This window comes from Bifidobacterium sp. ESL1130 (genome assembly GCF_058507935.1).
In genome coordinates this window covers 1,437,090-1,463,533 of the sequence record NZ_CP196379.1, presented here as the reverse complement: position 1 = coordinate 1,463,533, position 26,444 = coordinate 1,437,090, and the positions used below count along the sequence as shown (strand labels likewise).

Here is a 26,444-nt window from a genome sequence, read left to right as displayed (position 1 = left end):
GGAGCTTTCCTGCGTGTACTGGAACGGGTTTTGCATATCTGGTCAGTGCGGAGAAAAGTGTTGTTACCGTCCGCAGCTGTGCATGGCGTTGCCCGCAGAGCCGATATCGACGTGTGGCCCGGTTGGTCTGCATCGCAACCAGACACTAGGATTGAAGTATGACACAGGAACTTGGACACCTTGCCCCCACATGGCGCGACGAAACGGCGGAACTTGAGCCCGACGAGATTTACGACCGGTTCTTCGGATGGGTGCGCGACGAAAAACGCATCACCCCTTGGCCGCACCAAGAAGAGGCGGTGCTCGACCTTTTGGCGCAGGACCATGTCATTCTCAGCACCCCTACCGGTTCGGGCAAATCACTGGTGGCGCTTGGCATGCATTTCGCTGCGCTATGCACCGGTCGTCGCTCCTATTACACCGCACCCATCAAAGCGTTGGTGTCGGAAAAATTCTTCGACCTTATAGCAGCATTCGGGCGAGATAACGTGGGTATGATTACCGGCGACACCAGCATCAACCCAGATGCTCCCATCATCTGCTGCACCGCAGAGATTCTGGCCAACCAGGCCTTGCGTGAGGGGGAGCGGGCTGATATCGGCTGCGTGGCCATGGATGAGTTCCATTACTACGGCGATGCCGATCGCGGCTGGGCCTGGCAAGTGCCGCTGCTCACGTTGCCGCACACGCAATTCCTGCTCATGAGCGCCACCTTGGGCAATGTGGATTCCATCGCCGACAGGCTCGAAGAGATGACCGGGCACGACGTTGATGTCATTGATGACGCTCCGCGCCCGGTGCCGTTGAGCTACCGGTACACCGACAAACAGCTGGCAGGAACCGTTGAGCTGTTGGTGCAATCGCAGGACACGCCGGTGTATGTGGTGCATTTTTCGCAGGATGCGGCCCTTGAGACGGCTCAGGCGTTGGCAAGCACGGGTGTGTCGAGCAAAGAGCAGCGGCAGGCGGTCGCCGAAGCGATGAAAGGAACTCGATTCACCACGGCTTTCGGCAAGATTTTGCAGAGGCTGCTGCGCAACGGCATCGGCATTCATCATGCCGGCATGCTGCCGCGTTACCGGCGCCTGGTTGAACAGTTGGCGCAGCAGGGCTTGCTGCCGGTCATTTGCGGCACCGACACGCTCGGTGTGGGCATCAATGTTCCCATTCATTCCGTGGTGCTTACCGGGCTGACCAAATTCGACGGCACAAAGATGCGGCGGTTGCGGGCCAGGGAATTCCATCAGATTGCCGGTCGTGCCGGCCGTATGGGCTTCGACACTGAGGGTCTGGTAGTGGCAGAAGCTCCTGAATTCGAAGTCGAGAACGCCAGAGCCATTGCCAAAGCCGGAGATGATCCTAAGAAACTCAAGAAAATCAAGCGCAAAAAACCTCAGGAAGGCTTCGTTTCTTGGAATAAAGGCACCTTCGAAAAGCTCATAGAAGCGGCTCCGGAAACGCTTAATCCGCATATGAGCATCACGCATTCCATGGTGCTCAACGAGGTGGCTCAAGGAGGCGACGCCCGTGCCAGAGTGGATCAGCTCATTGATGATTCGGCGCAGAAACCAGAGCAGAAGGAATATCTGCACGAGCGTGCCGGTGAGATTTTTGACACCATGATAGACACCAACGTCATCGAGACCGAGCCTAATGGGCGAGGGGGAACCGACTATTTCCTCTCCGTCGATGTTCCGGACAATTTTGCGCTCGACCAGCCGCTTTCGCCGTTCCTGCTGGCCGCGCTTGAGCTGCTTGATCCGGATTCGCCCACCTATACGCTCGATGTGATCTCCATGGTGGAAGCCACGCTCGACGATCCCAAGCAGGTGCTCAAGGCACAGCAGAGACAGGCTCGCGACCAGGCGATGAGCGAGATGAAGGCCGATGGGCTCGACTACGAAGAGCGCATGGACAAGCTCCAGGACGTCACCTACCCCAAGCCTTTGGAAGATCTGTTGGGAGAGGCGTTCGAGCAATACCGCAAGGACGTGCCTTGGGCGGCTGATTTCTGGATCGCCCCCAAATCGGTGGTGCGGGACATGGTGGAGACCGCCAGCGATTTCACCGGGTATATCGCCCGATACAACATCGCCCGTTCGGAGGGTACGCTGTTGCGCTACCTCTCGGATGCCTACCGGTCTTTGGCTCGTACGGTGCCTGTGGAGAAGCGTAACGACGAATTGGAAGACATCATCGCATGGCTCAGTGTTCTGGTGCGTTCCATCGATTCGAGTCTGGTGGACGAGTGGGAGAACGCCGATAGGCAAGGGGCCGTTGATGCCCAGGCTCAGGCGCTCTCGGCTGTGGCGCCGCATGCCGAACAAGTGGTGAAGGACAGGCGTGGTCTCACCGTGTTGGTGCGCAACGCGTTGTTCAGGCGTGTGCAGCTCATGGACTTGGATCGGCCAGAAGAGCTCGGTGCGCTCGACAAGGACTGGGGGTATGGCGTCAACGAGTGGGAGGATACGCTCGATGACTACTATGATGCGCACGAGTATGTGGGCGTGGATCAGCAGGCGCGCAGTGCCGAACTGTTCGTGCTCGACGATTCCTTGGAAACCAGCGAGCATGTGTGGAAGGTGAGGCAAATCATTGACGATTCCGATGGGGACCGTGACTGGGCCATTGTTGCCACGGTGGATTTGGACACCACACAAGAGGGGGGAGAAGTGGTCTTCTTGGACTATCGAGTGGGGCCTCAGCAGGGGTGACTGCTGGAGTGAACGGAAGAAACACGATATTCGAACGTATGTTCGAACGATGGACTAGGGTGGAGATATGACCGAGGATCTTTTCAGTGCCGCCGATGCGCCGAGTGACGTGACCCGTCCACTCGCGGTACGTATGCGCCCTTCCGCCTTGGACGAGGTGATCGGGCAGGAACAGGTCTTGACGGAAGGCTCTCCGCTGCGACGACTGGCAAATCCCGCTTCAAAGGGCTCTCTGACCGCGCCCAGTTCCATTATTCTTTTCGGCCCTCCAGGAGTAGGCAAAACTACACTGGCTTACATCGTCGCTCAACAGTCCGGTCGTGAATTCGAAGAACTGTCCGCAGTCACATCAGGGGTCAAGGACGTTCGTGCGGTCCTGGATCGCGCTCACGAGCGACTGGTGGGGCGAGGCAAGGAGACGGTGCTGTTCATCGACGAGGTGCACCGATTCTCCAAATCCCAACAGGACGCACTGCTGCCAAGTGTGGAGAACCGTGACGTCACCTTCATCGGAGCGACCACGGAGAACCCGAGCTTCTCCATCAACAAGCCGTTACTCAGTCGTTCTGTGGTGGTGAAGCTGGAGTCGTTGGAACCGCAACAACTTGAGACCATGGTGGAACGAGCTGTGGCCGACCCGCGCGGGCTGAAGGGCGAGGTAAAGATCAAACCGGACGCCGTTGAGGAAATCGTGCGCATGGCCGGCGGTGATGGCCGTAAAACACTTACCATACTCGAAGCTGCAGCAGGTGCGGTGACGGGAGACGTTGCGCGGGCCAAGGGCGCTCGCAAACCCATCATCACCACCGATGTGGTTGCTACGGTGATGGACGAGGCCACAGTGCGTTACGACAAGGACGGTGATGATCACTACGATGTGGCCAGCGCTTTCATCAAGTCGATGCGTGGTTCGGATCCCGATGCTGCTCTGCACTATCTTGCCGTGATGCTCAGAGCAGGGGAGGACCCCAGGTTCATCGCCAGGCGCATTATGATCGCCGCAGCGGAAGAGGTCGGTATGGCGGCTCCGCAGATACTTCAGGTCACTGTGGCTGCCGCACAGGCCGTTGCCATGGTGGGCATGCCGGAAGCCCGGATTATCTTGGGGGAAGCGGTTATCGCCGTAGCTACCGCCCCGAAGTCAAACGCAAGTTACAATGCCATCAACGAAGCGCTGAAAGATGTGGACGCAGGCCATGTCGGCCAGGTTCCATTGCACCTGCGCAACGCCCCCACCAAACTCATGGAGCAGTGGGGCAACCATGACGGCTACATCTATGCGCACGACGTTCCGGGTGCCGTGGCGGCACAGCAATACATGCCTGATGAACTCAATGGCAGAGAATACTATCATCCCAACAATCGTGGCTACGAGCATGAAGTAGGGGAGCGTCTGGAGAAGATACGAGCCATACTGCACGGATCCGGTACATCTTCCGGTTCTGCGGCACCTCGTGACGAGATGGGAGAAGCCAGACAATCCCGTGGAACGGGTTCCGGGAGACGAAGCGAAGCGAATCAACACTGATGGAACCATGCGAATGCTGTCGATGCGCACCGTTTGGCTCTGATGCGCCGTGACGCGGTGATTATCAATGCCGGCCGCGCAGATGCCATCGGACTTGCATGCGCTGGAGGAATCGCTCAGCCAGGGAGGCACACGTGGTGTCGCCGCGGTGGTGAGAAGGCGGCTATGCTGAGCCGGTGAAGTGCCGTGCCGTTCCGTGTCGGCACTTCACCGGCGATATGCAGCAGGACTACAGATGGTAGATTTCGTTGAGTGTGGCGTCGATATCATCGAGATGCTCAACGCTGGGGCGGAACACAGGGTGTCCTGCAGCCACGACCAGCAGCGGATTCTCCAATGCGCGCAGATCAAGTATCGGATTACTCTCAAGCACGAGCAAGTCTGCGAATTTGCCGACCTCGAGCGATCCGGTCATCTCGCCTACGCCGAGAATATCCGCAGTGGTCTGCGTGCCTGCGCGGAATGCCTGTGCGTTGGTGAATCCTGCGAATTGGACGAACAGCTGCATTTCCAACCATGTGGCGTACTGTGGAACATACGGCATGGCGGTGTCGGTGCCCACACCGACCAGGATGCCGTTCTCGTGCGCGCTCCTGGCTCCGGCGAGCATGCCCTGAACCACGTCGTGGGAATTCTCCATCTGTACATCGGTGAGTCCCAGCTTGCTTTGTTCGATGAACTCCATTGGCAGTCCTGCGCTAAGGGTGGGTTCCAATGCCGAATAGCCGCGCAATGACTTGGGATTGTGCAGGAACAGATCGATGAGTTCATCGTTCAGCGCGCACCCGTGTTCGATGGTATCCACTCCCGCTTGCAGAGCGTTTCGGACGCCTTCCTGGCTTTGCGCGTGAGCCGCGACGATCAGGTTGGAAGCATGGGCCTGCTCGCAAATCACACTCATCTGTTCCACTGACATCTGCGGAGCCCCGGCTTCGCCCAACGTCTGTGAATCCGTTACGCCACCGGTTGCCGCGATTTTGATGGCACCCACATGGTGATCCAGATTGCGTTCCACGGCATCCCGTGCCTCTTCGACCGTGCTGCTTTCCAAGGCGATCAAAGGTGCGCCGTGGCCTCCCGGAATGGCGAGCAGCGGGCCGGACGGCAGAATTCGCGGACCTACAAGACGTTCCTCGCTGATTTGGTCGCGCAACGTGACCAGTTCATAACCGATGTCGCCCACGCTGCGGAAGGTGGTGACACCTGAGTTGAGCAGAGTCATCACGTTCTTTTTGCTTGTGGAATAGGCGTATGCGCGGCCTGGCAGGGTATGCAGGATTTTGACGAGCTTCTCCTGGCCTTCCGGCGTGGCGTTGTCGGAGCCAAGCGGCTTGCCGTCGCCGAACGTGTGTACGTGCCCGTTGACCAGTCCGGGGGTGACCACTTTTCCGGTCGCATCGATGCGGTGGTAGCCGGTGGGTACCTGAGCGTCATCGCTGGGTGATACTGCCTCAATGGTGCCTGTCGCTCCCACCTGCACAGTGGTGTTGTTTAAAGTGACGACATTGTCGCTTCCGGACGCTGCGGTGGGGGTGACCACTGTGGCGTGTTCGAGGGCGAACGGTTCGATAGTGTGTTTAGCCATGAAATCCTCCGACACGGTTGTGATGTCTCATACACCCACTCTACCCCAAGAGTCGCCGAGGCCGAGCGGTCTGGTTGTTGTTGGTATGCGGCAAGGATAAAACCTTTGCTGGGTGTGGCGTCTATTGGACAGTGAGCACACGAGCCATCTATACATGCGTTGCGGAAAATGCCACTTGAGATTTTGGGACAGCATTAGGTTTGACGGGTTTTGTCCCCTACAATCGGCCGCATGATTCCTTCTCGACCTTCGTATCATGCAGCCGAAATTCACGTCGGCTTTGTCGGGCGTTCTGCGCTTCGACTGCGTAGACTGCACGATGCGGTCATGTCTGGTGCTGTGGCGAAGACCCACGAATTGCACTGCTGGCAGGCGGTCCAATGCCACGTTGCCGCATATCACTGTCTGCACAGCGGCAACGCTACCGATGTGGTGATTGTGGATGTTAACGGAATGCCTGAGGAATGGCTTCGGTTCGTTCTGCGAATGCGATTGGCACGTCCTGACATCACCGTGCTCGGTATCGTGCCGCACCAGTCAATCACCAGGGATATGGCGCTGAAAAGTTCAGGGTTAACATGTCAGTATGGAGCGGTATGGCTGTGGGATTCGGAAAATCTGGAAGACATGCTCAAACGCATCATCAAAAATTCGCCACGGTTGCGTTCGGCGTTGGAATGCCGAGGCGAGACTGTGAGACGTGCGGGTTCGGTGAAACCGTGCCTGCGTGTCATTGATGCTGCTGAACAAGCGAGGCATTTCCCGACCAGACGTCCCAGATTATTCAGTCTGCATGGGCAACCTGACCAGTCGGCGACGCACCAGCCCGACCCGGAAACAGGATGGGAGGCTGCGGCGACCTTGGATCTGCAGGAGATGAATCGCAGACTCGACATCGTGGACCTACGGGACATTCGGTTGCGCACCGTCCATCTGACGGAACAGGAACACGCCGTGGTCAGCAGCGGGTTTGCGAACCTGAGCGCCCAACAGACGGCGCTTCGTCTGGGCATCTCCACCGGTACGGTGTTCACACACCGTCACAACATCATCACCAAACTCAATGCGGAGAACTGGGAGGACGCACTCAACACGTGCGGTGTGAGACGGTCGGCATGACTTAGCGTGGCTTGGGTAGAATGTTCCACATAGGCACCGACCATCTTCTAAGGAGAACCCATGACGCAAGACAACACCACACCACAGCCGGAAAGCTTCGAACTTGACCATACCAAGGTGAAGGCACCCTATGTGCGCTTCATCGACACCGAGACCGGCCCCAACGGCGATGTGATTTCCAACTACGACCTGCGTTTGGTGCAGCCCAACGAGAACGCCATCCCCACCGCCGGTCTGCACACCATCGAGCACACCATCGCGGTGCTGCTGCGTGAGCGTATTCCCGGCTACATCGACTGCTCGCCGTTCGGCTGCCGCACCGGCTTCCACCTGCTCACATGGGGCGAGCACAGCACCGAGGATGTGGCGCGCGCACTCAAGGAATCGCTGGAGTTCATCGCCAACGAAGCCACGTGGGACGATGTGCCGGCAACCGACATCAAGAGTTGCGGCAACTACCGCGACCACAGCCTGTTCACCGCCAAGGAGTGGTGCAAGGATATTCTGGCCAAGGGCATCAGTTCCGACGCGTTCGAGCGCAAGGTGGTCTGAGTTACCTGCAGCCACGCGCAAAGTTCCATCATTGCTGTGAACAGGCGCACGTGTGTCATCGCCTGCGGTTCGGTATATGCCCTGCCGCAGGCGATGGTGTTTTCTTGGGGACGGGCGAGCGCGTGGTATGGTGGTGGCGTTTTGCTGTGAAGTATCGAGGAGTATAGCAACCATGGAAACGCTACATGTTGAGGGCATGAGAATCAGAACGGCGTGTGAGGATGATCTGCCGGCTGTTCAGGCTGTGTACGCCAGGGCGCGCCAGCTCATGATCGATAACGGCAACCCGAACCAGTGGGGGCTCACGCACCCGCCGGAATCCATGGTGAAAGAAGACATCGAGCTGGGTAGGCTCATGCTGTTGGTGGATGATGAAGGTGAACACGGTGCCGAACGTCTACTTGCCCAGTTCGCGTTGTGCGAGGGGGTGGAGCCCACCTACCTTGAAATCGACGGCGCATGGCTTGACGACGATGACTATGTGTGCATGCATCGTCTCGCCTCATCGGGGCTGGTGCCCCACAGTGCCCGGGCATGCATTGACTGGACAGTCGAACGGTGCGGTAACGTGCGAGTTGACACCCATCCCGACAATGCCGCCATGCGACACGTCTTCGAAACCGAAGGGTTCACGCAGTGCGGTGTCATCCAAGTCGATCAGTTGGCGGATGGTGACCATGTGCGCATAGCCTACCAGCGGCACGACCGGTAAAGCCGCATACGTGGGTACCTGCCCTCGGTCTTGTCTGGAAACACAAACGTCATACTCCCGCGCGACAATGAGGCCATGACATTGAGTGCACTGGAACCGTGGGTTTTCTCCTCGCAGCAGGGGCAGGCGAATTACGAGGCCGCAAGGCGGCAGTACCCCGGCCAGGCCATCGTTGATATGGTGGCATTGCGCGACAACATGAGTACGCTTGTGCAAGCTGTCGCAGGTTCGCACGGCGACACCGAAGTGATGGGTGTGGTGAAGGCCGATGGGTACGGGCACGGGTTGGTACCGTCGGCTCTGGCCGCACTCGCTGGAGGTGCGACATGGCTCGGCACTGCACAGCCGAGAGAAGCGTTGATGCTGCGCATGGCGGGCATTGGCCCCGATCGGTGCCACATTCTGACTTGGATGTACAACGGCCGCGAGGCTCCATTGGCTGAACTCATCGCCAGCGACATCGACCTTTCAGTAGGTTCCCTGGACGGCATAGACGCGGTGGCGCAGGCTGCTCGCAAGCTGGGCAAACCGGCTCGTGTCCATGTCAAAACCGACACGGGTTTCGGGCGCAACGGGTTCACCGAACAGAGCTTCCAAACCGCGCTGGACAGTTTGGTGCCGCTTGCCAAGGAAGGCGTACTCGACATTGTGGGACAGTGGAGTCATCTTGCGGTGGCCGATGCTGTCGATGTCCCGGAATTTGTAGATGTCACGGATGCTCAGATCGAAGCGTTCCACCGGTTCACTCGCCGTATGGAACAGGCGGGTGTCGCTCCGAGAATACGTCATATAGCCAATACGGCAGCCACGCTGTCCCGCCCGGAAACCCATTTTGAACTGGTTCGCCCGGGCATCGGACTGTATGGGTATGAAGCGGATCCGGCCATGGGAACACCGGCACAATATGGCCTCACGCCAGCCATGACCTTGCAGGCCCAACTCTCCACCGTTAAAGAGGTGGAAGCCGAACATGGTATTTCTTATGGGCGTACCTATGTTACCGACGAGCGCACCAGCACGGCCATTGTGCCCCTTGGGTACGCGGACGGCATCCACCGTTCAGCCTCAGGATTTGACGAAATCGGAGCTCGGCACGAGCGTAAGGTCGGAGGGCCCGTGCGCGTGATGACCAAGCAAGGGCCTGAAATACTGCACGTTTCGGGACGGGTGTGCATGGATCAGTTCATTCTCGATCTGCACGGCGATGCCAATGCCCTTGGTGTGCGTGAGGGGGATACGGTGGAACTGTTCGGACCAGGGCGAGGCGAGCGGTTCGCAGAGCCTACCGCCGACGACTGGGCGCGCGCCGCAGATACCATCAGCTATGAGATATTTACCTGCTTGACTCCTCGTGTGCCGCGCCTGTATCTCAACTCCGCCAAGGTGCTGACCGCCCAAGACATGAGCCTGATGCCATCAAAACTGTTGCTGTGAGTGCAAAGTCACAGTGTTGCCGGAGTTTTGCAGCAGAGGACGAAAGCCAAGGAGATTGAGATGACAGAGCATGTGGAAACATTGCGTTCCGAAGGCTACAACGCTTTCGACGAGGAACGCTGGGCACAGGAACCTCCCAAATCGCAATCCCGAACGGCTTTCGAACGCGATAGGGCTCGTCTCATCCACTCTTCGGCGTTGCGCAGACTGGGAGCCAAAAGCCAGGTGCTTGTGGCCGGAACCGACGATTTTGCCAGAACCCGACTGACGCATACGCTTGAGGTGGCTCAGATCGGCAGGCAAATCGGTGCGATGCTCGGCTGCGATCCCGATGTGGTGGACTGCGCATGCTTGGCGCATGATTTAGGTCATCCTCCCTTTGGACACAACGGTGAACGTGCCCTTGCCGACATTGCCGGTGCCATAGGAGGGTTTGAGGGCAACGCCCAGACATTGCGTCTTCTGACCCGGTTGGAGCCCAAAATCTTCCACACCGACGGACGTTCGGCCGGGGTGAATCTGACCCGTGCCTCGCTCGATGCCGCAGTGAAATATCCATGGACGCTCGAAGAGGCGCCGCTGCACCCCAAAGGCGAGCGAAGCCTTAAGTTCTGCGTGTACCCCGACGACATGCCGGTGTTCCAATGGCTCAAGAGAGATGCTCCGCAGGACAGTAAACCCATGGAATGCCAGGTGATGGACTTGGCCGATGACATCGCCTATTCAGTGCACGACGTGGAGGATGCCATCGCCACCAACGCGTTCAACCCGCTGGCGCTCGCCGATGCGCGCATCATCGACGCGGTAATCGGCATAACGCGCGACTGGTACGGTGCACAATGGGATCCCGATAAGCTGCTCGAAGCCTACAGCAGGTTGCGCGCGCAGCACATGTTCCCATCGCATTTCAACGGTTCTCGTCAAGCGTTGGCGCAGCTCAAGAACATCACCAGTTCGTTGATCGGCCGGTTCGCAAGTTCGGTGGAGCGAGCTACGCGCGAACGGTACGGACAAGGGCCGCTCACGCGTTACAGCGCTTCGGTGGTCATTCCGGAGCACACGGAATATGAGATCGTGGCGCTCAAAGGCATCGCGGTCTACTTCGTCATGGCACCCAAAGAAGCGGAACCGATGCATCAGGAGGAGCACAGCATTGTCGAAGATCTCATCGATGTGCTCATGGCTGATTCGCCACGCCCCTCGGATGCACTCGAAACCGTGTTCCTTGAAGATTGGAATGAGTCCGGAAGCGACGAAGAAAGGCTGCGCGTGGCCGTGGATCAGGTGGCGAGTCTGACCGACGGTTCGGCGTTGACGATGCATTCCATTCTCTGCTCGTGAACCTGCGCCGACACCTGGCGCTAAGGTGAACAATTATGGCTGGCATGATTCAAAAGGAAGACGTGGAAAAGGTGCGCTCTGTGGCGGACCTCTACGACATCGTCTCGTCCACGGTAACGCTCCGAGCCTCAGGCACGGGGACGTTCATGGGACTATGCCCCTTCCATGATGAGAAGAGCCCCAGTTTCAGCGTCCGTCCCACGCTCGGCGTGTGGCATTGCTTCGGCTGCGGCTTGGGAGGTGACGTATTCGCCTACGTGGAGCAGCAGGAAAACATCGACTTCCGTGAGGCAGTGGAGCTGCTTGCCGATAAATATCATATTGAACTGCACTATGTGGCCGGCACCGGAGGCCCTGAACACACCGGTTCCAAACGCGCCCGGCTGCTGGAGGCCAACGAGGCCGCGCAAGCGTTCTTCACCTCTCAGATTCTTTCCAAGGAGGCGCTGCCGGCACGCAGGCTGCTGGGCGGGCGTAACTTCAGTCAGGCCGACTGCGAGCGATTCGGTTGCGGGTATGCGCCGCAAGGATGGGACAACTTGGTGCGTCACCTTGCCGGCAAAGGGTTCACGCAACAGGAGATGCTCGACGCCGGTTTGGCGAGGCAAGGCCAGCGCGGAGTCTACGATTATTTCCGTGGTCGTGCCACTTGGCCGATTCGCGATTCCACAGGCCGCACACTTGGGTTCGGTGCGCGCAAACTGTATGACGACGACAATGTCAGTTCCAAATACATCAACACGCCGGACACGCAGCTGTATCGAAAAACACAGGCGCTGTACGGCATTGACATAGCCAAGTCGAGCATCGTCAAAAAACGCCAGGTCGTCATCGTGGAGGGGTACACGGATGTGATGGCATGCCATCTTGCCGGCATCGACACGGCGGTGGCTACGTGTGGCACCGCGTTCGGTCAGGAGCATGCCAAGATCGTGCGCCGTCTGGTCGCAGATGATTCACTGGGCGCTGTGCAGCTGGTAGGACCCTTGCATGTAGACGGGCAGTCGCTCAGCTCGCGCATCGTCTTCACCTTCGACGGCGATGCAGCAGGGCAGAAGGCGGCCATCCATGCGTTCGGTCTGGATGCCGCGTTCCTATCGCAGACATTCGTCGCTGTGGCCGACGACAACCTTGACCCGTGCGATCTGCGCATCGAGCGGGGCAACGAGGCAGTGCGCGCGCTGATCAGCGGGGCGTCGCCACTCTACGATTTCGTGGTGAACAACGTCATCGACCGTTTCGACACCTCGTTCACCACCGGTCAGTTGGGGGCGGTGAAGGCGGTGGCTCCGCTCATTGCACAGATACGTGACCGTTCGATGCTCGATATGTACACGCGCAAGGCCACCCGCCGCATTGGAGTGGAGTTGGAGGTCATGCGCCGAGAAGTCAACCGTGCACGTCGCGAGCTGCATGTCAAGGATGACGACGCATATGCCACTAAACGGCGCAACGCCGTCCCGTTTGAAAACCGGAACGCAGACCCGTATTCGAACCCTGCCGCACGCAAGGCGCTCGAACGGCGCAACGCCGACAATCAGACCTATTACCATGTGGACGATTCGGTGTTTATCAGCGAGCAGCAGTTTATGGCCATGCTCATTCAAATGCCGCTTGCTGTGCCGCCGGACGGTTTTGCCAAGCTGAACGACGACAATTTTATGACTGACGTGTTCCGCTCCCTGTTCCAAGCAGTCACCGCTGCAGGAGGATTGCCGCAAGCAGACATGCCGCAAGGGCTGTGGATGCACAATCTGAACAAGGCTGCCGGCCCTGTGCTGTCCCAGGTGGTCACGGAACTGGCGGTGCTGCCGTTGCCGCTGCCTGAATCGGAAAGTTCGGGATTGCGCGCCACAGAGCAGTCAGGGCATGCCGGAGAGGGTGTGGATCCAGAACGTCAGCGGCTGCGCCATCCGAGCATGGAGGAGCGAAGGTATGCCGAGGAGTTGATGGCGCGGCTGCTTGATTTGGGATATATGCGCCGTATTGCTGCAGCAAAACGGCGGATGGCTCAGCTGGGTGACGGCGAGGAGAAACTGGAGTTGCTTGGACGCATCACGTCGCTGGAAACGGAGCGTAAGGACATGCAGGCGCAAGTGTACGGCAACACGACCGCGTAGCAAAAGCCATGCGTCGTCCTACAATGATGGTGAATGTGGCGGATATCCGGTATGGATTGCCGCCGGTCTGGGCGTGCAGGGGCACGCTTGGGCCTGGGTGTGGGGGAAGATATGAGCAGTGTGTTAGTCAGGCTGGTTAAGAACAACACCATTGCGGTGGTGGCCGCAGTGCTCGCCCTCATTTCCTGTTGCATCGTCCATCCAGATCGCCAATATCTCGAATATGTGCATGTCAACACCATCTCCCAGCTGGTATGCCTCATGCTGGTGGTGTGCGGTTTTCAGCGCATCGGTACTTTCCAGCGCATCGGTACGTCGCTGCTGCGGCGCGTAGGCAGCGAAGCCGGCCTGGTCATCACGTTGGTGGCGCTTACCTTCTTCTCGGCCATGTTCGTCACCAATGACGTCGCGTTGGTCACTTTCGTTCCTTTCGCCCTGTCGGTGCTGGCGATGGCCGGCATGGAGCGGGCGTCGGTGCTGGTGGTCACGCTTATGACCTTGGGTGCCAACACCGGCAGCATGCTCACGCCCATCGGAAACGCGCACAACTTATATCTCAAAGCGGTTTCAGGCATGCCTACCGGTCAGTTCCTCATGGTGATGGGACCGTATTCGCTGCTTTCTCTGGTCATGCTCATGCTCGCCATAGTCCTGGCGTTTCGGCGCCGTCGCATAGGGCACAGCTTCGACCCGTTGCTGAGCGAAGGGGGCTCTGGAGGCTGGCGTGCCTGGGTGTATATGGCATTGTTTGTGCTGTGCATTCTGGCTGTCGGCGGCTGGGTGCCGCTGTGGGTGATGTGCGTGGTGGTGTTTGCGGTGTTCTTGGTATGCGACCGTAGGGCGATTTTGAAAGTGGACTGGGGCCTGCCGTTAACGTTTATCATGTTCTTCATTTTCATCGGTAACATGCGCCGGGTGCCTGCGTTTGCTGCTCTGGTGGCTGCGCTGGTCAACAAGCAGCCATTGTTGGTGTCGGTGGGTGCCAGTCAGATTATGAGCAATGTGCCGACTTCGATTCTGCTGTCCGGTTTCTGCAGTCAGTGGAGGCCGTTGATCATCGGTACCAATCTGGGCGGTCTGGGCACGCTTATTGCGTCCATGGCTTCCCTTATTTCCTATCAACAGCTCACACGCAAATATCCTGACCGCAAGGGGCGTTATCTGGCGGTATATACCGCAGTCAATGTGCTCTTCCTAGCAGTGCTGCTCGGCTTGGCGTTCCTTATCGAGTAGGCGTTCGATCTGATGCAGCGCGCTTCGGTACAGTGCGTTTTATGCGCGGCTCAACCGGTAAACGGCTTCTTGCTCTTCGTGAACCTTCTCCAGCTTGCCCTGTTGGGTCAACGCGTGTAAGGCTTGCGCAATCGGACCACTGGGGGAGCCGAGCTTGCGCTCCACTTCGGCGCGCGTCAGTTGCACACCGCGTTGGGCGAAGAGATGCAGGGTAACCTCCTCGAGATTGTGTTGTGAAAGCTTTTCGACTTCCAAACCGAACTCGCTGCCTGCGGGTTGCGGGTGTGCGCCGTGTTCCCCCTGTTGCTTTTCTGATGCTGCATCGCCGTGTTGAGAGGCCAATACCAACGTGCTCAGTGGAGCCACTCCGATGACGCGCATACCGGCCAGCGCTGCTGCAGGATCGTCGGTGGTATAGGGCTTGGCGGTAGGGAAACGGTAGCGTTTGGCGTGCCCCGGCTCAGCTCCATCACCCGTTCCGGTCTGGTCGAGTTCTGCACTGCTAGATGACGAGCGCACCGTGGGACTAGGCCAGGCTTCACTGTCAAGTACCGGTTTGGGCAGCACCATGGCAAGGGAGGTCGGGCCGACTCGCAATTGCGGGCTCGCCATGGAATGCGCATAGGATTCGAGTACTCGCTGCACGCCGGTGCCGCAGTTCTCGCTCAAGTTGAGCCGTGCGAAAAGGTCGGCGAGCCACGGGTTGCGCGATTGACTTACCCCGTTGAGCAGATCGTTGACTTCCAGTCCACCCGTCAGTCCGCCCAACGAGACGATTTCTATACGCGAGTCGAACATGCTGATGAGGGTGGGGCCGCTGAGCATGTAGTTGCGGTGCAGCAGCGCATTGATCAGCGATTCGTGAAGCGCCTCCTTCGGCCACGCGTGGTCGGAATCATGATGTTCCAAACATGCCATGGCGTCATCGATTTGCTTGAGTAGCGAGCCTGAAAGGTCATCCCGTGCGGCCACGGTGGTCCTGAAGTCTCCCGCGAACGTCGTACATTTAACGTGGAATGGGCACTGGTCTGCCAGGAGCAAAGCGACGTTGGAGTATTGTCCATCCTCCAAGCGCAAGTGCAGCTCGCTTAGCGTCTCGTCGTTCCACGGTACGCCGGCTTTTTCGAACGCCGGCCGCGCATAGGCGAACGTCAGATCTTGCCATGTTGAGATCTGATGGTCGAAATCTTTGTGTTGCGAGGCATGAGCGGTCATAATGACATGCTACTTGAATGCTTAGAGCGTCAGAAGAAGAATCGGCTGTACGCATGTGGAGATTGTGTGAATCTTGTAAAAGGTTTGCGCGTGTGTGCCCGTCGCGAAGCATGTCGCTCTATAGTGGCATATGGTAACCCAACAGGGCCGTGTTTAATGCGGCGTAGGAATGACGAGTTTGAAAGAACGGGTATGGAGAGTTTGCGTCCCACAGACACGGTGATTATTGCGGCAAGCCGTACCGCTATAGGCAAGTTCCGTGGAGCTTTCGGCTCGACGAGTGCTGCCGAGATGGGTACGGCGTTGTGCACCTCCATGTTTGAACGCTCCGGCATCGACCCCGAAACAGTTGACCAGATGATTCTCGGCAACGTGCTCGCAGCCGGGTTGGGGCAGAATGTGTCCCGCCAAGTCGCTCTGAACTCAGGCATGAGAGAAAGCTCCACCGCCATGACGGTGAACCAGGTGTGTGGTTCAGGGCTGAAAGCCATTCGCCTGGCACAGTCGGCCTTGATGATGGGTGACGCGCGCGTGGTGGTTGCAGGCGGGGTTGAGAGCATGTCGTGTGCTCCCGCGTTGGCCAGACGCACCGGAAAAAAGAGCTTCGACACCTCAGCTTGGGGAGACAGTCTATTCGATGACGGGCTGAACGACGCGTTCCACGGCTATCCAGTCGGTCAGACTGCCGAAAACCTGAGTCAGCGATTCAACCTGAGCCGTACGGAACAGGATGAATACGCGGCGCGCTCGCAGCAACGCGCAGCGCGTGCACAAGAGCAGGGGTGGTTCGACGACGAGATCATTGCCGTGCATGTAGCATCATCCACGGGGGAGGGTGCTGAGGTAAGCAGTGATGAGTCGATACGTCCCGAAACATCCGCGCAGACTTTGGCCGGTCTACGTCCGGTATATTGCGAGAACGGCGTGGTGACAGCGGGCAACGCCTCACCAATCAGCGATGGAGCAAGCCTGATGGTGCTTTGCTCTCTTGAAACCGCACAGAGCATGGGTTGGCGTCCGCTCGCCCGCATCAGCGGATATGCCGAAGCCGGGTGCAACCCCGAAATCATGGGGTATGCGCCGGTGCCGGCAGTGCGCAGGCTCCTGGAACGCAACGGGCAGAATGTGGACGACATCGACCTGTTTGAAGTCAACGAAGCATTCGCAGCGCAGGCGTTGGTGGTGCAGCGCGAACTGGGGATCGCCGACGAGAAGTACAACGTGTGCGGTGGTGCGCTTGCGCTGGGGCACCCGCTCGGGGCATCTGGCGCACGCATACTGACCACGTTGGTACATACGTTGCAACGGCTTGACCTGCGCCGCGGCATCGCTTCGTTGTGCGTGGGCGGTGGTCAGGGCATTGCGCTTGAAGTTGAGCGAATATAGCGTTTGAAAATCGGTATGCGCGGTAGGGCTGTGAGATGGCACGTATTCATGAACGGCATAGTGCATGATGTGAGGAGACATGATGAGCGGTCGTAAATTCTATGAACTTACCACGTCTGAACGTGTGGCACAGCTGGCGAACGACGGCGTACTGAGCAAAGAGGATGTGCACCTCCTGGAGCCTTGCGCGGCGCTTCCCGCCGATATTGCCACGAACATGGTGGAAAATCAGATTGGCGTCTTTCCGGTCCCGTTCGGCGTGGCAGAGAATTTTGTCGTTGACGGACAGCCGGTACTGGTACCCATGGCCGTGGAGGAACCGTCCGTGATTGCCGCAGCCAGTAATGCAGCCAAGCGGTGCCGATCGACTGGAGGCTTCGTTACTTCTTCTGTTCGCAACGGCGTGGTAGGGCAGATTGTGTTCAGCGGTCATATGGATGCCGCACAAAGTTTCCTTGAGCAGCATATGGAGCATATTCGTACAGTGGCACATCAGGCGCACCCCAGCCTCCAAACGCATGGTGGAGGTCTGAGCGATGCGAGAGCGCTGACCTATAGCAGTGATGGTGAGGAATACACCGAATTTCGTCTCACTATCAATCCTGCGCAGGCCATGGGAGCCAACGTGGTGAACACTGTCAGCGAGGCAGTGGCCCACTATTTGGCAGATGAACTGCCTGAAATGGATTTGCTTATGGCCATTCTCTCCAACGAGGCACCGGGGCAGACGGCACGGGCACAAGCCAAGTTTCCTTTCAGTGCGTTGGCTACGGCAAGCATGGGCGGGCAGACCGTGGCACGGCGCATCGTCTCAGCCTATCGTTTCGCCCAGTGTTCACCGGCACGAGCCGCCACCAACAACAAAGGCATCATGAACGGCATCAATGCATTGGTACTGGCCACGGGCAACGACACGCGCAATATTGCCGCAGCTGCCTATTCGTCACTGACCGACAGCAAACGCACTTGGGCGTCGTGGAGTCTCGAAGAGGACTGCCTGGTTGGCAGTATCGAGATTCCATTGCCCATAGGTGCGGTGGGAGGAGCTATTTCCACATTGCCGATGGCCAAGCTCGCCATGCGTTTGCTGGGGTCGCCTGATGCTGAAAGACTGATGGGCATCATGGCAAGTCTGGGACTGGCCTCCAATTTGGCAGCAATGCGCGCACTGGTCACGCAAGGTATTCAAAGCGGCCACATGAATCTGCAATTCCGCAGCTTGGCGATTATGGCAGGCGCTCAGGAGCACGAGATCGAACAGGTAGCCGCGGAATTGAGAGCTCAGCCTTCCGTTGCCGGACTGGACCGAGCCCGCACCTTACTGGCTAACGTGCGGGCTGCACGATAGACAACACTTCGCCACTGTATAGACTGTACGAAAGGAACGTGAGACATATGACGACCGTAGGCATCGACAGTATGAACTTCTACACGCCCAATCAATACTTGGATCTTACCGATTTGGCGCAGGCCAGGGGAGTGGATCCGGATAAGTATCTGATCGGTATCGGTCAACGGCAGATGGCTGTGGCTCCGCTGGATCAAGATATCGCTTCCATGGGTGCCAACGCTGCGCAACCGTTGCTCGATGAGGAAACAAAAGCGAGTTTGGGACTGCTGATAGTCGGCACCGAATCAGGTGTCGATCAGTCCAAGGCGTCAGCATTGTTTGTGCACAGCATGCTCGCCTTGCCTGAAGCCATGCGCGTCATGGAGATTAAAGAGGCTTGCTTTGGGGGTACCGCAGGTTTGCAGACCGCGCTGGATTTCGTGCGGGCGCATCCGCACCGCAAAGCGCTGGTCATCGCCTCCGACATTGCCCGTTACGGGTTGAATACGCCCGGGGAAGTGACGCAGGGTGCCGGAGCCGTGGCCATGGTGGTGAGTGCCGACCCGCGAATACTGGCGATTGAGCCGAAATCAGTGGCCATGAGCCGCAGCACCTTCGATTTCTGGCGGCCAAACTACTCATCGGTAGCCTTCGCCAAGGGCAAGTATTCCGAAGAAGTCTATTTGGGCATGTTCACTTCGCTGTGGCATCGCGCCGCCAATGAGGGGTTGACGCAGGGTGCCGGGCTGGCAGCGCAGCTGTTCCACATTCCCTTCTCGAAGATGGGACGCAAGGGGTTGCGTACGCTTGAAGGCAAAGTGGATGCTGCTACATACGGCCGCCTGACCGCGCGGTTCGAGCACAGCATTGTCTACGGCCAGCAGGTGGGTAACATCTATACTGGTTCGCTCTATCTTGGCCTGATCTCGTTGCTGGAACAGGATGGCAGTTTGGAAGCGGGCGACCGCATCGGCTTGTTCAGTTATGGTTCAGGATCCGAGGCTGAACTGTTCTTCGGTACGCTGCAGGATGGCTTCCGCGAGAGACTCGATGCGCAAGGGCATCAGCGCATGCTGGAGCGTCGTAGAAGGCTGAGCGTGGAAGAGTATGAGCGCGAGTTCACCAAGACACTGGTTGAAGATGGGTCGTTGCAGGACATCGAAGCCAGCGACCCTGATGTGCCGCATCGTTTGATGCAAGTGAACCGCCACGAGCGGCAGTATTGTTAGTAAAACCCGGCTGGAGTCTGCGCGCCAGACGGGTTATGGATATTGTTCTGTTGGCAAGGTTGTTGCGTACCGGTACGCCTGAGAGTGTCGTTGCGTGAAGTCAGGTGGAGCGGCTGCTATACTCGTGAAGGCGCGTCTCGTAGAGATGCTCGGCCCCGTAGCTCAGTTGGATAGAGCAACTGACTTCTAATCTGTAGGTCGCCGGTTCGAATCCGGCCGGGGTCACCAGAACCGTTGAAATCTCAATGATTTCAACGGTTTTGTTTTACGCAGAGATATGTGAAGTCAGCGTAAAAGTCAGTGATAGATTACGAGTTGTTCTTCTTTTCCGTTGCTCTGAAGTAAGGGATGTGCATCGTGCAGGCACCCGCGCATGCGGAGGCGACGGAACCGATGAGCACGCCCAGGCGCCCGATATCATAGGCGGGGCCGGTCAGTGACAGCCCGGAGATAAGCAGCGACACGGTGAAGCCGATGCCGCAGAGCATACTGACCGGCACCAGGTTACGTAGCCTCAACCCGTCCGGCAGCCCCAGGCCGGTCCAACGCGTGGCCGCAGCCGTCGCAGCCATGACTCCCAACGGCTTGCCGATGAACAGGCCGGCCACGACAGCCCACAACAGTGTCTGAGAGAACGGGCTGGAATTCACTCCCGTGCCTGCCAGCGGAATCGCGGCGGCGAACAGCGCGAATACTGGCAGTACCACGGCATTGGTCAACGGCTGCACCCGTTCCTGCACGTACACCGAACGCGGTAACGGGTCGTCGCCGACCTTCCGGGTCGGCACCGACACGCCGAGCAGCACGCCGATGATGGTGGCCTCCACGCCCGAGTGCAGCATAAACACCCACGCGGCCAGAGCGACCACTATCATCAGCCACCATTGCGGCCTGCGCCAGCGGGCGAGCCACGCGAAGACGGCCGTGAGCAGCAGCGCCGCCAGCAGCATGACCGGCTTGATGTCTCCGGCGTAGAACAAAGCGATGACAAGGATGCCCAGCAGGTCATCGACCGTGGCAAGGGTGAGCAGGAAAACGCGCAGGAACCGGTGAAGCCCTTTGCCCGCGAGGGCGAACACGCATTGCGCGAAGGCGATATCCGTGGACACGGGTATGGCCCAGCCACGCAGATCGCCGGTGTCACCGCCCAGCACGAGCACGGCAGCGTAGATGAGTGCGGGCACCACCATGCCCCCGCACGCGGCGAGAACGGGCACTGCAGCAGTACGAGGGTTGCGCAGACTGCCCAGACGAACCTCCGTGATGAGCTCAAGACCGGTCGCGAAGAAGAACACCGTCAACAGACCGTCGCTCACCCACTGGCCCACCGACAGTTGCAGTCCCATTACGGCAGGCCCGATACGGCAATTGGAAAAATCAAAGAAGACCTGGCTCATCGGCGAATTCGCTAGCAACAGCCCCGCCACTGCGCCAAGCAAGGCCAGCAGACCGCCGACCATGCCCCGGTTCAAAAACTGAAGGACATGCATAACAGGACGGACGTTTTGCGTGTTGCTACGGTGTACGCTGGACTGCTGCGGCATATTCGGCTCCTCTGGAAAGACACACGACACCACCGATTCAACGGCAGCGGCCGACCAGTCTTCCCGGCACACCACATCAAAGCCTATGGCATATCACAGACGCGGCCATAATGGACAGCACACGAAACGCTGAGCGGGTCAAATTCCTTGGCCCTTGCATTTAAGGTCCAATCTCCGGCCAGGCCTTTCAGCTTGGAGCCGGACCCGGGGAATCGATAGACTCCCCAGGATCCCACGTCACCCGAGCGACAGAACGAGCAGGCCACGCATTTCCAACGCTGCGCACCCGAAGCGGCTCTTCCGTTCTTCTTCATCGGCCCATGGCATACCGGGCACAAACGGGCCCTCCTCGACGTGGTTCTCATACTCGCCATGCAACACCGCACACCCGCGATTAATGGCGACAGGCACTAAACACACCACGAAACACTTACTCCTACAAGGGCGGACAAGCAACTTAAACACCACGTTTAATTCCTATAGCCCGGACTTTTGGCTGATAGAGTTTGCGGATATGGGAAGACCCCCGGTTTAATGGGGTCTAAGGTGTTACTTGAACAGTTTGAGCAGGTCGCCGAGGCTGAAGGTGGTTTTTGCGGTAGACCTTGTTGTAAGCGGCTTTCTTGGGGTCTTTGATCCAGCCCATGCCTTTCTTCCCGTACCCGGGTATGACAGCTTTTTTGACTTGCTGTTTGAGCCTGCCCGTGGTTCTGGCACGGATAGAGCGTTTGACACTCGGCTTGCGCATACCGATTTTCATGTGATGTTCCTATGCGTTTTGTAGTTCGCGCCGGTAGTTGGTCTCGAGACCGTCGCGCAACACCTGCGAGTAGTTGATATGGTGTTGCTCTGCATAGGTGTCGAGCCATGCGGGGATGGTGACGTTCTTGCGCACGGCTTTGCTGCCATACCTAGCAGCGTAGTCGTCCATGTCGAGGGTGATCAGAGTGACGATGCCATCGCTTTCTTCTGGCATAACATTGTGTACATCGGTGGCTTTGGGTGCAGGGCGTCCTGCCTCGAGTTCGGTGAGGACCCAGCCGCTGGCCGCGTCTTGTGCCATGGTGAGCACTTCGGCCAGATTATTGCCTTCGGTAACCAGTCCTGGCATATCTGGGGCGGTAACAGTGCAACCATCCGGAGTGCCGGAGGGGTATAGGATGATGGGGTAGACGAGTTTCATTTGATTTTCCTTTCGTTGGTGCCGGCTTGTTTCCAGATGGACTTGACGGTGAAGGGGCGAGGTCGCCGTTGTGTTTGGGCACGGTCACCTTGCCGGGCTTGCTGGGGTGCGTGTATTGGCAGTGGCTGCCCGCTTACGCGTACAGTTGCCATCCGTCTGCCATCAGCCGTTTCTCGAGTTCCTTGAACCTCATACCTAAGCAATACGCATAATGCGTATGAAAGTCAAGCAGTAAATGCCGCCACCTTTGATAATTATCATGCTTCAGGTGTTCATTAGCCGCGGCTAGAATCTCGGCGGCAGTATCTGGAGCTGGAGTTCGGGTTTTTGCCACCCTGACTGGTGGCTGTTATGCAGCAGGAGCATGCGTGCGGCGTTTGATATATGGGTAGTAGCGTTTTGACTGTTGCGCTGAAATGTATCCGACCAGTTGCCCGTCAGGGTGGGCGAAGACGGTTGACACAGGGTAGTGTCATCGAACCTCTGGATGCGGATGTTTCAGGTACGCGCTCCAGAGTCAACTCGTACCCAGGCTCTGGGAAATATGTCTTGGCAATAACAATGTTGCATGCGGACAACGAACCTTGTTCTCGAAGGATTGACTCATTCGAGACTTGTCTGCAAATGTGGCTCAATGCGATGACGTCCCGGCCAAGTCATCTAAGACATTCGCCATGGAGCTTATATTCCCAGAGGTGTCTGTATGATGGTGCGTAGTGCAGTCCGCTTGTATACGCAATGCGGCTGGTTGTGTGCGCAAACGGCGGTGCGTCGTTTGCGGGAGCTTGATCGTGTATCGGTTTGTATGGAATGTAGGGGTAAAAGAATGGTTTCGAAGCAGCGCAAACTCAACAAGAGGCAGATTAAGCAGCTGCGCACGTTGGCGAACACATTGGAGCCGATGCTGTGGATCGGCAAGAATGGTCTGACCGATGAGACGGTGCGCCAGGCTGCGCAAACGTTGGAATCGCACGAGTTGCTCAAATGTTCTCTGCAGGACGGCTGCCCTGTCGATGAGAAAGAGGTCAGCGAGGCACTGTCTGGTCAGGTCGGCGCTCAGGTGGTGCAGGTCATCGGCCACCGTTTCGTGCTGTATCGTCCCACCAAGAAGCCGGGCGTGAAGACGATTCAGCTGGTTCGCTAAAGTTGCGCTTGGGCATGCGAGCATGCTTCATAACCCCGTCTACGTGAAGCTATTCGCGCCCCTTGTGGTCGCTGTTGCTCGAGGTTTTCTTCGTTGACGCCATGGTCTTGAGAATATCCACGACCTGATTGGCTTTGAGTTCGGGCACGTACGCATTTACCACGGAGATGCCGATTTGTGCGAGTTTCGCTGCGTCTGGGTAGCAGACGTAGATGGGATCTGGTTTGGGCTGGAACTTGCGCTTGAAGAAGAACAGCGACTTGAACCCATATGCCGGTTCCATGATGTCTGCCACAATCTGCAAGGCATGCTCGATAATCTCGGTGCCGGACTGTGCCTGCACCGGATTGGATGGAATACCGGCGTCACCGGTTCCGCAATCGGAAGTTTGCTGCGGATTGTCGGCTTTGTTCTGTTCCCCGCTTTGTGTCTCTGTGACCCGGCCTTCGCCCATACCGGCCAGGGGAGCGGCGGACAAACTCATGAACTCCACACCGCCGTCGGGGTTGGCAAGGCGTTGGTCACGCAGTCTTTCCGCCATACGTGCGATGAGATATTCCATGATGCCATTGGGGCTGTCGGTACGGTGACGCATGAAGTCGAGTGTCCATCCCACCACATGGCCGGCCCGGTAGGTGGGTAGCCAGCTGGTCACGCCGAGCACTCGCCCGTCGGCATCCTTGGCGTAGAGCAATGCCACGCGCTCATCGCGCAGTTCTTCCAAACCGCCTAACGTGAACTTCATTTCGGGCAGGGCTTTGAGCTGAGTCCACTGCTCGGAGATTTCGACGATTTGCTGTTGAATGTCGAATCCCGCAGTGTCGTAGGTGCACAGTTCATCGGTGATGCCGTCCCGTTTGGCCTTGTTGATGGCGGTGCGGATATCCTGCCATTTCTTGCCGCGCGTCTGCCACTGGTTCGGGTCGATCACCATTTCGGTGCCTACCTGTATGGAACTGCAGCCCATGCTCTCGAGTATGGTGCGTTGGTCGTCGTGCACCGCATAGAATGCGGGACTCCAGCCTCGGTTTTCGCAGAAGGCGGTAAACTGTGCAAGATCGTCACGGTACTCCCGTTCGTCGCCGAATGGGCCGGTCACGCTCAAGGCGATGCCATGCAGCACGCGATAGGCGATGGCGCTATGGCCGGACTGGGAGAACCAGTAGTGATTGTCTTCCCAAGTAGTCATGAAGCTCATGGAGGATCCACCGGCCTGCACCAGCAGGTTCGCTTTGGCGCGATCGTGCTCGTCAGGCGTGACGTTGTCTTTGAACCAGAGAATGAACACCACCAACACCGTGAGCCAGAACAAGGTGGTGAATCCCTCGCTCACCAGTGTTGCCGGTACGGTGTCGGGTTTGATGATGGATGGTCTGCGTCCTGCGAATCCCGAAGGTAGGAGACGGCGCAGCATGTCGAGTACCAGGAGTTTGAGATCTGGCTTGGGCTTGAACGAATCGGGGAAGGACAATGCGAATGCGGTATATCCTGCCACGGTGCCGACCAGTATGAGTGCGATGGTGCCGATACCGCGTCGTATGCGGCTGGCGGGCGTGGCGATTTCAAAATGTTCGAGCTGTCGTGCCATGAACATAACCAGAAGCAGCGGCGGTAACGCCGTGAGGATGAAGGCCGGCATCACGGCATGGTTTTTTGAGGGGCCGGCACCCAAAGGTGCGAACCAGATGGGGAAGACCACGTAGTAGAGCACGGTGAAGATAACTACCAAAGTGTTGAGGGCCATGCTGGTCCATGCTGCAAGACGGCGTCCATGGTATAGACCCCAAGCCACCACGGCAAGTGCGGCCACCGGCAGCAGGATATGAATCCATAGTCCCAGCAGTTCCAGATGGTGCTGCCCGGAGACCATGATGCAGCTTTGCACGCTTTGATTGGCGCTGCATGAACGCAGCAGGGACGAATCGCCCACCATCGAAGAGTAGAAGAGACCGAGCGAGGTGAACAGGCCGAAGCGTGAGGTGGAGGTCAGCGAGAAAATGGGACCGATGGCAAGCACGAGTTGAGCGAAGGTGAACAGACGGCGAATCTCATAGTCGGTGCCACGTTTCCAACTTACCTTATCGACCGTTTTCCCGCGCATCAGCAGGCCGAGGGCATGCCCGACCACTGCGGCGGCGAGGTTGCAATAGTCGCCTGGATTGCCGCTGAACAGCAGGAGCGTGCCCACCGTGGTGTAGGTGATGAGTACTATGCGGCGGCGCCACAGTACGGACTCGAACGCGCTTTGGGCCATAAGTGCCCCCACAATCAGCACGAGAGGGGAGAGTGTGACCGGAAGTTCCTGCAGCCTCGACCAACCGGTGATGGTGTGACTCACCAACATGCATATGCCAAGGCCCAACGTTGATCCGAGAATGGCGCTGAACAGGGAGGTGGCTATGGTTTTCCATACTCCAAGGCGTGTCTGTACCGAGCTGATGACAACAAGCAGCAATACGAAGTAGAGCAGAAGCTGGAACAGACCCCGCACAAACACGACTGAACCCAGCACATGATTGAGCCAAGTGAGAAGATCGGGATGATTGTCCTGTACCGATCCGCCGGGCAATAGATGCCGGTCTTTAAGTGCTTGGGACAGGCTGAGACTGTGCACGGTCGGGTTGGAGACGATATGCCGTGATGCGCGCCAGATCCACCGGGTGAAATTGGCCAGTACGAAGAGCAAGGACACGCTGATGGCGAAGACGTGGCCGTGCATCCAGCGTTGCAGGTCGCTGCCGAGTACTCGCCAGCTTGATTGAGGTGTTTGTTTACGGCTTGGTTGTTTGGCTGCCTTAGGTCGAGCTTGAGGCTGCGGGTGTGGCGCGTCCGTTCTGGTTTTGCCTGTGGCATCTCCGTGCTCGAATGGTCGCTCAGAGTTTTTCGAGGCAGGTTCTGAGGAGTCCGGTGAGGGGTGCTGTGCAGAAGCTGCGGATTTCGAAGTGCTGCTGCCGTCTTCGGCTTCGCCCGGGCGGGAAGCTGTGCCCGGCGCACACTGAGGTTCGCTCTGTGCTGCGCGAGCTGGGGCGGAATGGCCATTCCGCGGCTCGGTGGTGTCGTTATCCTGCATAATGC

General features: G+C 58.1%; 18 protein-coding genes, 1 tRNA gene and 3 pseudogenes. 14 read left to right on the top strand and 8 right to left on the bottom strand.

Translation table 11 applies throughout. The annotated features are described in order from the left end of the window. Nucleotides 1–158 precede the first annotated feature (158 nt). Both ACSYSO_RS05735 and ACSYSO_RS05730 read left to right on the top strand, forming a co-directional pair. The gene (locus ACSYSO_RS05735) at nucleotides 159–2,714 is read left to right on the top strand and encodes a DEAD/DEAH box helicase (RefSeq protein ID WP_491701668.1); all 2,556 of its coding nucleotides are present in this window, start codon (nucleotides 159–161) and stop codon (nucleotides 2,712–2,714) included. 67 nt (nucleotides 2,715–2,781) lie between these two features. Continuing rightward, complete coding sequence (locus ACSYSO_RS05730) at nucleotides 2,782–4,242, top strand: replication-associated recombination protein A (protein WP_491701667.1); 1,461 nt, start codon at nucleotides 2,782–2,784, stop codon at nucleotides 4,240–4,242. Nucleotides 4,243–4,471: 229 nt separating this feature from the next. Here the strand turns inward: ACSYSO_RS05730 and ACSYSO_RS05725 are convergent, their stop codons facing one another. Beyond that, nucleotides 4,472–5,827, bottom strand: coding sequence for a metal-dependent hydrolase family protein (locus ACSYSO_RS05725; RefSeq protein WP_489797936.1), 1,356 nt, complete (start codon nucleotides 5,825–5,827; stop codon nucleotides 4,472–4,474). Between the two features lie 486 nt (nucleotides 5,828–6,313). Here ACSYSO_RS05725 and ACSYSO_RS05720 point away from each other — a divergent pair, with 486 nt between their 5' ends. From ACSYSO_RS05720 to ACSYSO_RS05690, 7 genes are all read left to right on the top strand, one after another. Beyond that, entirely contained in the window at nucleotides 6,314–6,946 is a 633-nt protein-coding gene (locus tag ACSYSO_RS05720) for a helix-turn-helix transcriptional regulator (RefSeq protein ID WP_489797938.1), read from the top strand. A gap of 60 nt (nucleotides 6,947–7,006) precedes the next feature. Continuing rightward, complete coding sequence (locus ACSYSO_RS05715) at nucleotides 7,007–7,498, top strand: S-ribosylhomocysteine lyase (RefSeq protein ID WP_489797940.1); 492 nt, start codon at nucleotides 7,007–7,009, stop codon at nucleotides 7,496–7,498. 172 nt (nucleotides 7,499–7,670) lie between these two features. After that, a complete protein-coding gene (locus ACSYSO_RS05710) occupies nucleotides 7,671–8,210 on the top strand; it encodes a GNAT family N-acetyltransferase (RefSeq protein ID WP_491701666.1) in 540 nt (179 codons plus the stop codon). Between the two features lie 75 nt (nucleotides 8,211–8,285). Next, nucleotides 8,286–9,644: an alanine racemase gene (gene alr / locus ACSYSO_RS05705; protein WP_489797943.1), complete on the top strand. Its 1,359-nt coding sequence runs from the start codon at nucleotides 8,286–8,288 to the stop codon at nucleotides 9,642–9,644. A gap of 60 nt (nucleotides 9,645–9,704) precedes the next feature. Then, complete coding sequence (locus ACSYSO_RS05700) at nucleotides 9,705–10,985, top strand: deoxyguanosinetriphosphate triphosphohydrolase (RefSeq protein WP_489797944.1); 1,281 nt, start codon at nucleotides 9,705–9,707, stop codon at nucleotides 10,983–10,985. A 35-nt stretch (nucleotides 10,986–11,020) separates the two neighbouring features. Then, entirely contained in the window at nucleotides 11,021–13,105 is a 2,085-nt protein-coding gene (dnaG, locus tag ACSYSO_RS05695; protein WP_489797946.1) for a DNA primase, read from the top strand. A gap of 111 nt (nucleotides 13,106–13,216) precedes the next feature. Next, nucleotides 13,217–14,338: an SLC13 family permease gene (locus ACSYSO_RS05690; protein ID WP_489760823.1), complete on the top strand. Its 1,122-nt coding sequence runs from the start codon at nucleotides 13,217–13,219 to the stop codon at nucleotides 14,336–14,338. Nucleotides 14,339–14,377: 39 nt separating this feature from the next. On the opposite strand, the gene ACSYSO_RS05685 is transcribed toward ACSYSO_RS05690, so the two are convergent. After that, nucleotides 14,378–15,553 (bottom strand): ATP-binding protein, encoded by a 1,176-nt coding sequence (locus ACSYSO_RS05685; RefSeq protein WP_489760822.1) that lies wholly within the window; start codon nucleotides 15,551–15,553, stop codon nucleotides 14,378–14,380. 192 nt (nucleotides 15,554–15,745) lie between these two features. On the opposite strand from ACSYSO_RS05685, the gene ACSYSO_RS05680 reads away from it, so the two are divergent. From ACSYSO_RS05680 to ACSYSO_RS05665, 4 genes are all read left to right on the top strand, one after another. Then, the gene (locus ACSYSO_RS05680) at nucleotides 15,746–16,939 is read left to right on the top strand and encodes a thiolase family protein (protein ID WP_489760821.1); all 1,194 of its coding nucleotides are present in this window, start codon (nucleotides 15,746–15,748) and stop codon (nucleotides 16,937–16,939) included. A gap of 82 nt (nucleotides 16,940–17,021) precedes the next feature. Continuing rightward, complete coding sequence (locus ACSYSO_RS05675; RefSeq protein ID WP_491701665.1) at nucleotides 17,022–18,287, top strand: hydroxymethylglutaryl-CoA reductase, degradative; 1,266 nt, start codon at nucleotides 17,022–17,024, stop codon at nucleotides 18,285–18,287. Between the two features lie 47 nt (nucleotides 18,288–18,334). Continuing rightward, entirely contained in the window at nucleotides 18,335–19,498 is a 1,164-nt protein-coding gene (locus ACSYSO_RS05670; RefSeq protein WP_489760819.1) for a hydroxymethylglutaryl-CoA synthase, read from the top strand. Between the two features lie 151 nt (nucleotides 19,499–19,649). Beyond that, nucleotides 19,650–19,726 (top strand) — tRNA-Arg (locus ACSYSO_RS05665). Nucleotides 19,727–19,806: 80 nt separating this feature from the next. Here the strand turns inward: ACSYSO_RS05665 and nhaA are convergent. The 5 genes and pseudogenes from nhaA to ACSYSO_RS05640 all read right to left on the bottom strand — a co-directional run bounded on the left by nhaA (nucleotide 19,807) and on the right by ACSYSO_RS05640 (nucleotide 22,418). After that, nucleotides 19,807–20,988 carry a Na+/H+ antiporter NhaA gene (nhaA, locus tag ACSYSO_RS05660; protein WP_491701664.1) on the bottom strand — a complete coding sequence of 394 codons (1,182 nt, stop codon included), beginning with the start codon at nucleotides 20,986–20,988 and terminating at the stop codon, nucleotides 19,807–19,809. Between the two features lie 308 nt (nucleotides 20,989–21,296). Then, nucleotides 21,297–21,407, bottom strand: a pseudogene (locus ACSYSO_RS05655) (transposase-like zinc-binding domain-containing protein); the annotation flags it as partial. A gap of 184 nt (nucleotides 21,408–21,591) precedes the next feature. Continuing rightward, nucleotides 21,592–21,802: pseudogene (locus ACSYSO_RS05650) on the bottom strand (hypothetical protein). Between the two features lie 9 nt (nucleotides 21,803–21,811). After that, nucleotides 21,812–22,225, bottom strand: a complete 414-nt coding sequence (locus ACSYSO_RS05645) for a type II toxin-antitoxin system HicB family antitoxin (protein ID WP_489760817.1) — start codon at nucleotides 22,223–22,225, stop codon at nucleotides 21,812–21,814. Then, nucleotides 22,222–22,418 (bottom strand): annotated as a pseudogene (locus ACSYSO_RS05640) (type II toxin-antitoxin system HicA family toxin). The gene ACSYSO_RS05645 and the pseudogene ACSYSO_RS05640 overlap by 4 nt, the downstream one beginning before the upstream one ends. Nucleotides 22,419–23,051: 633 nt before the next feature. Here ACSYSO_RS05640 and yhbY point away from each other — a divergent pair. Further along, nucleotides 23,052–23,369, top strand: coding sequence for a ribosome assembly RNA-binding protein YhbY (gene yhbY / locus ACSYSO_RS05635; protein WP_489760816.1), 318 nt, complete (start codon nucleotides 23,052–23,054; stop codon nucleotides 23,367–23,369). A gap of 49 nt (nucleotides 23,370–23,418) precedes the next feature. Here the strand turns inward: yhbY and ACSYSO_RS05630 are convergent, their stop codons facing one another. Next, entirely contained in the window at nucleotides 23,419–26,439 is a 3,021-nt protein-coding gene (locus ACSYSO_RS05630) for a bifunctional lysylphosphatidylglycerol flippase/synthetase MprF (protein WP_489760815.1), read from the bottom strand. Nucleotides 26,440–26,444 lie beyond the last annotated feature (5 nt).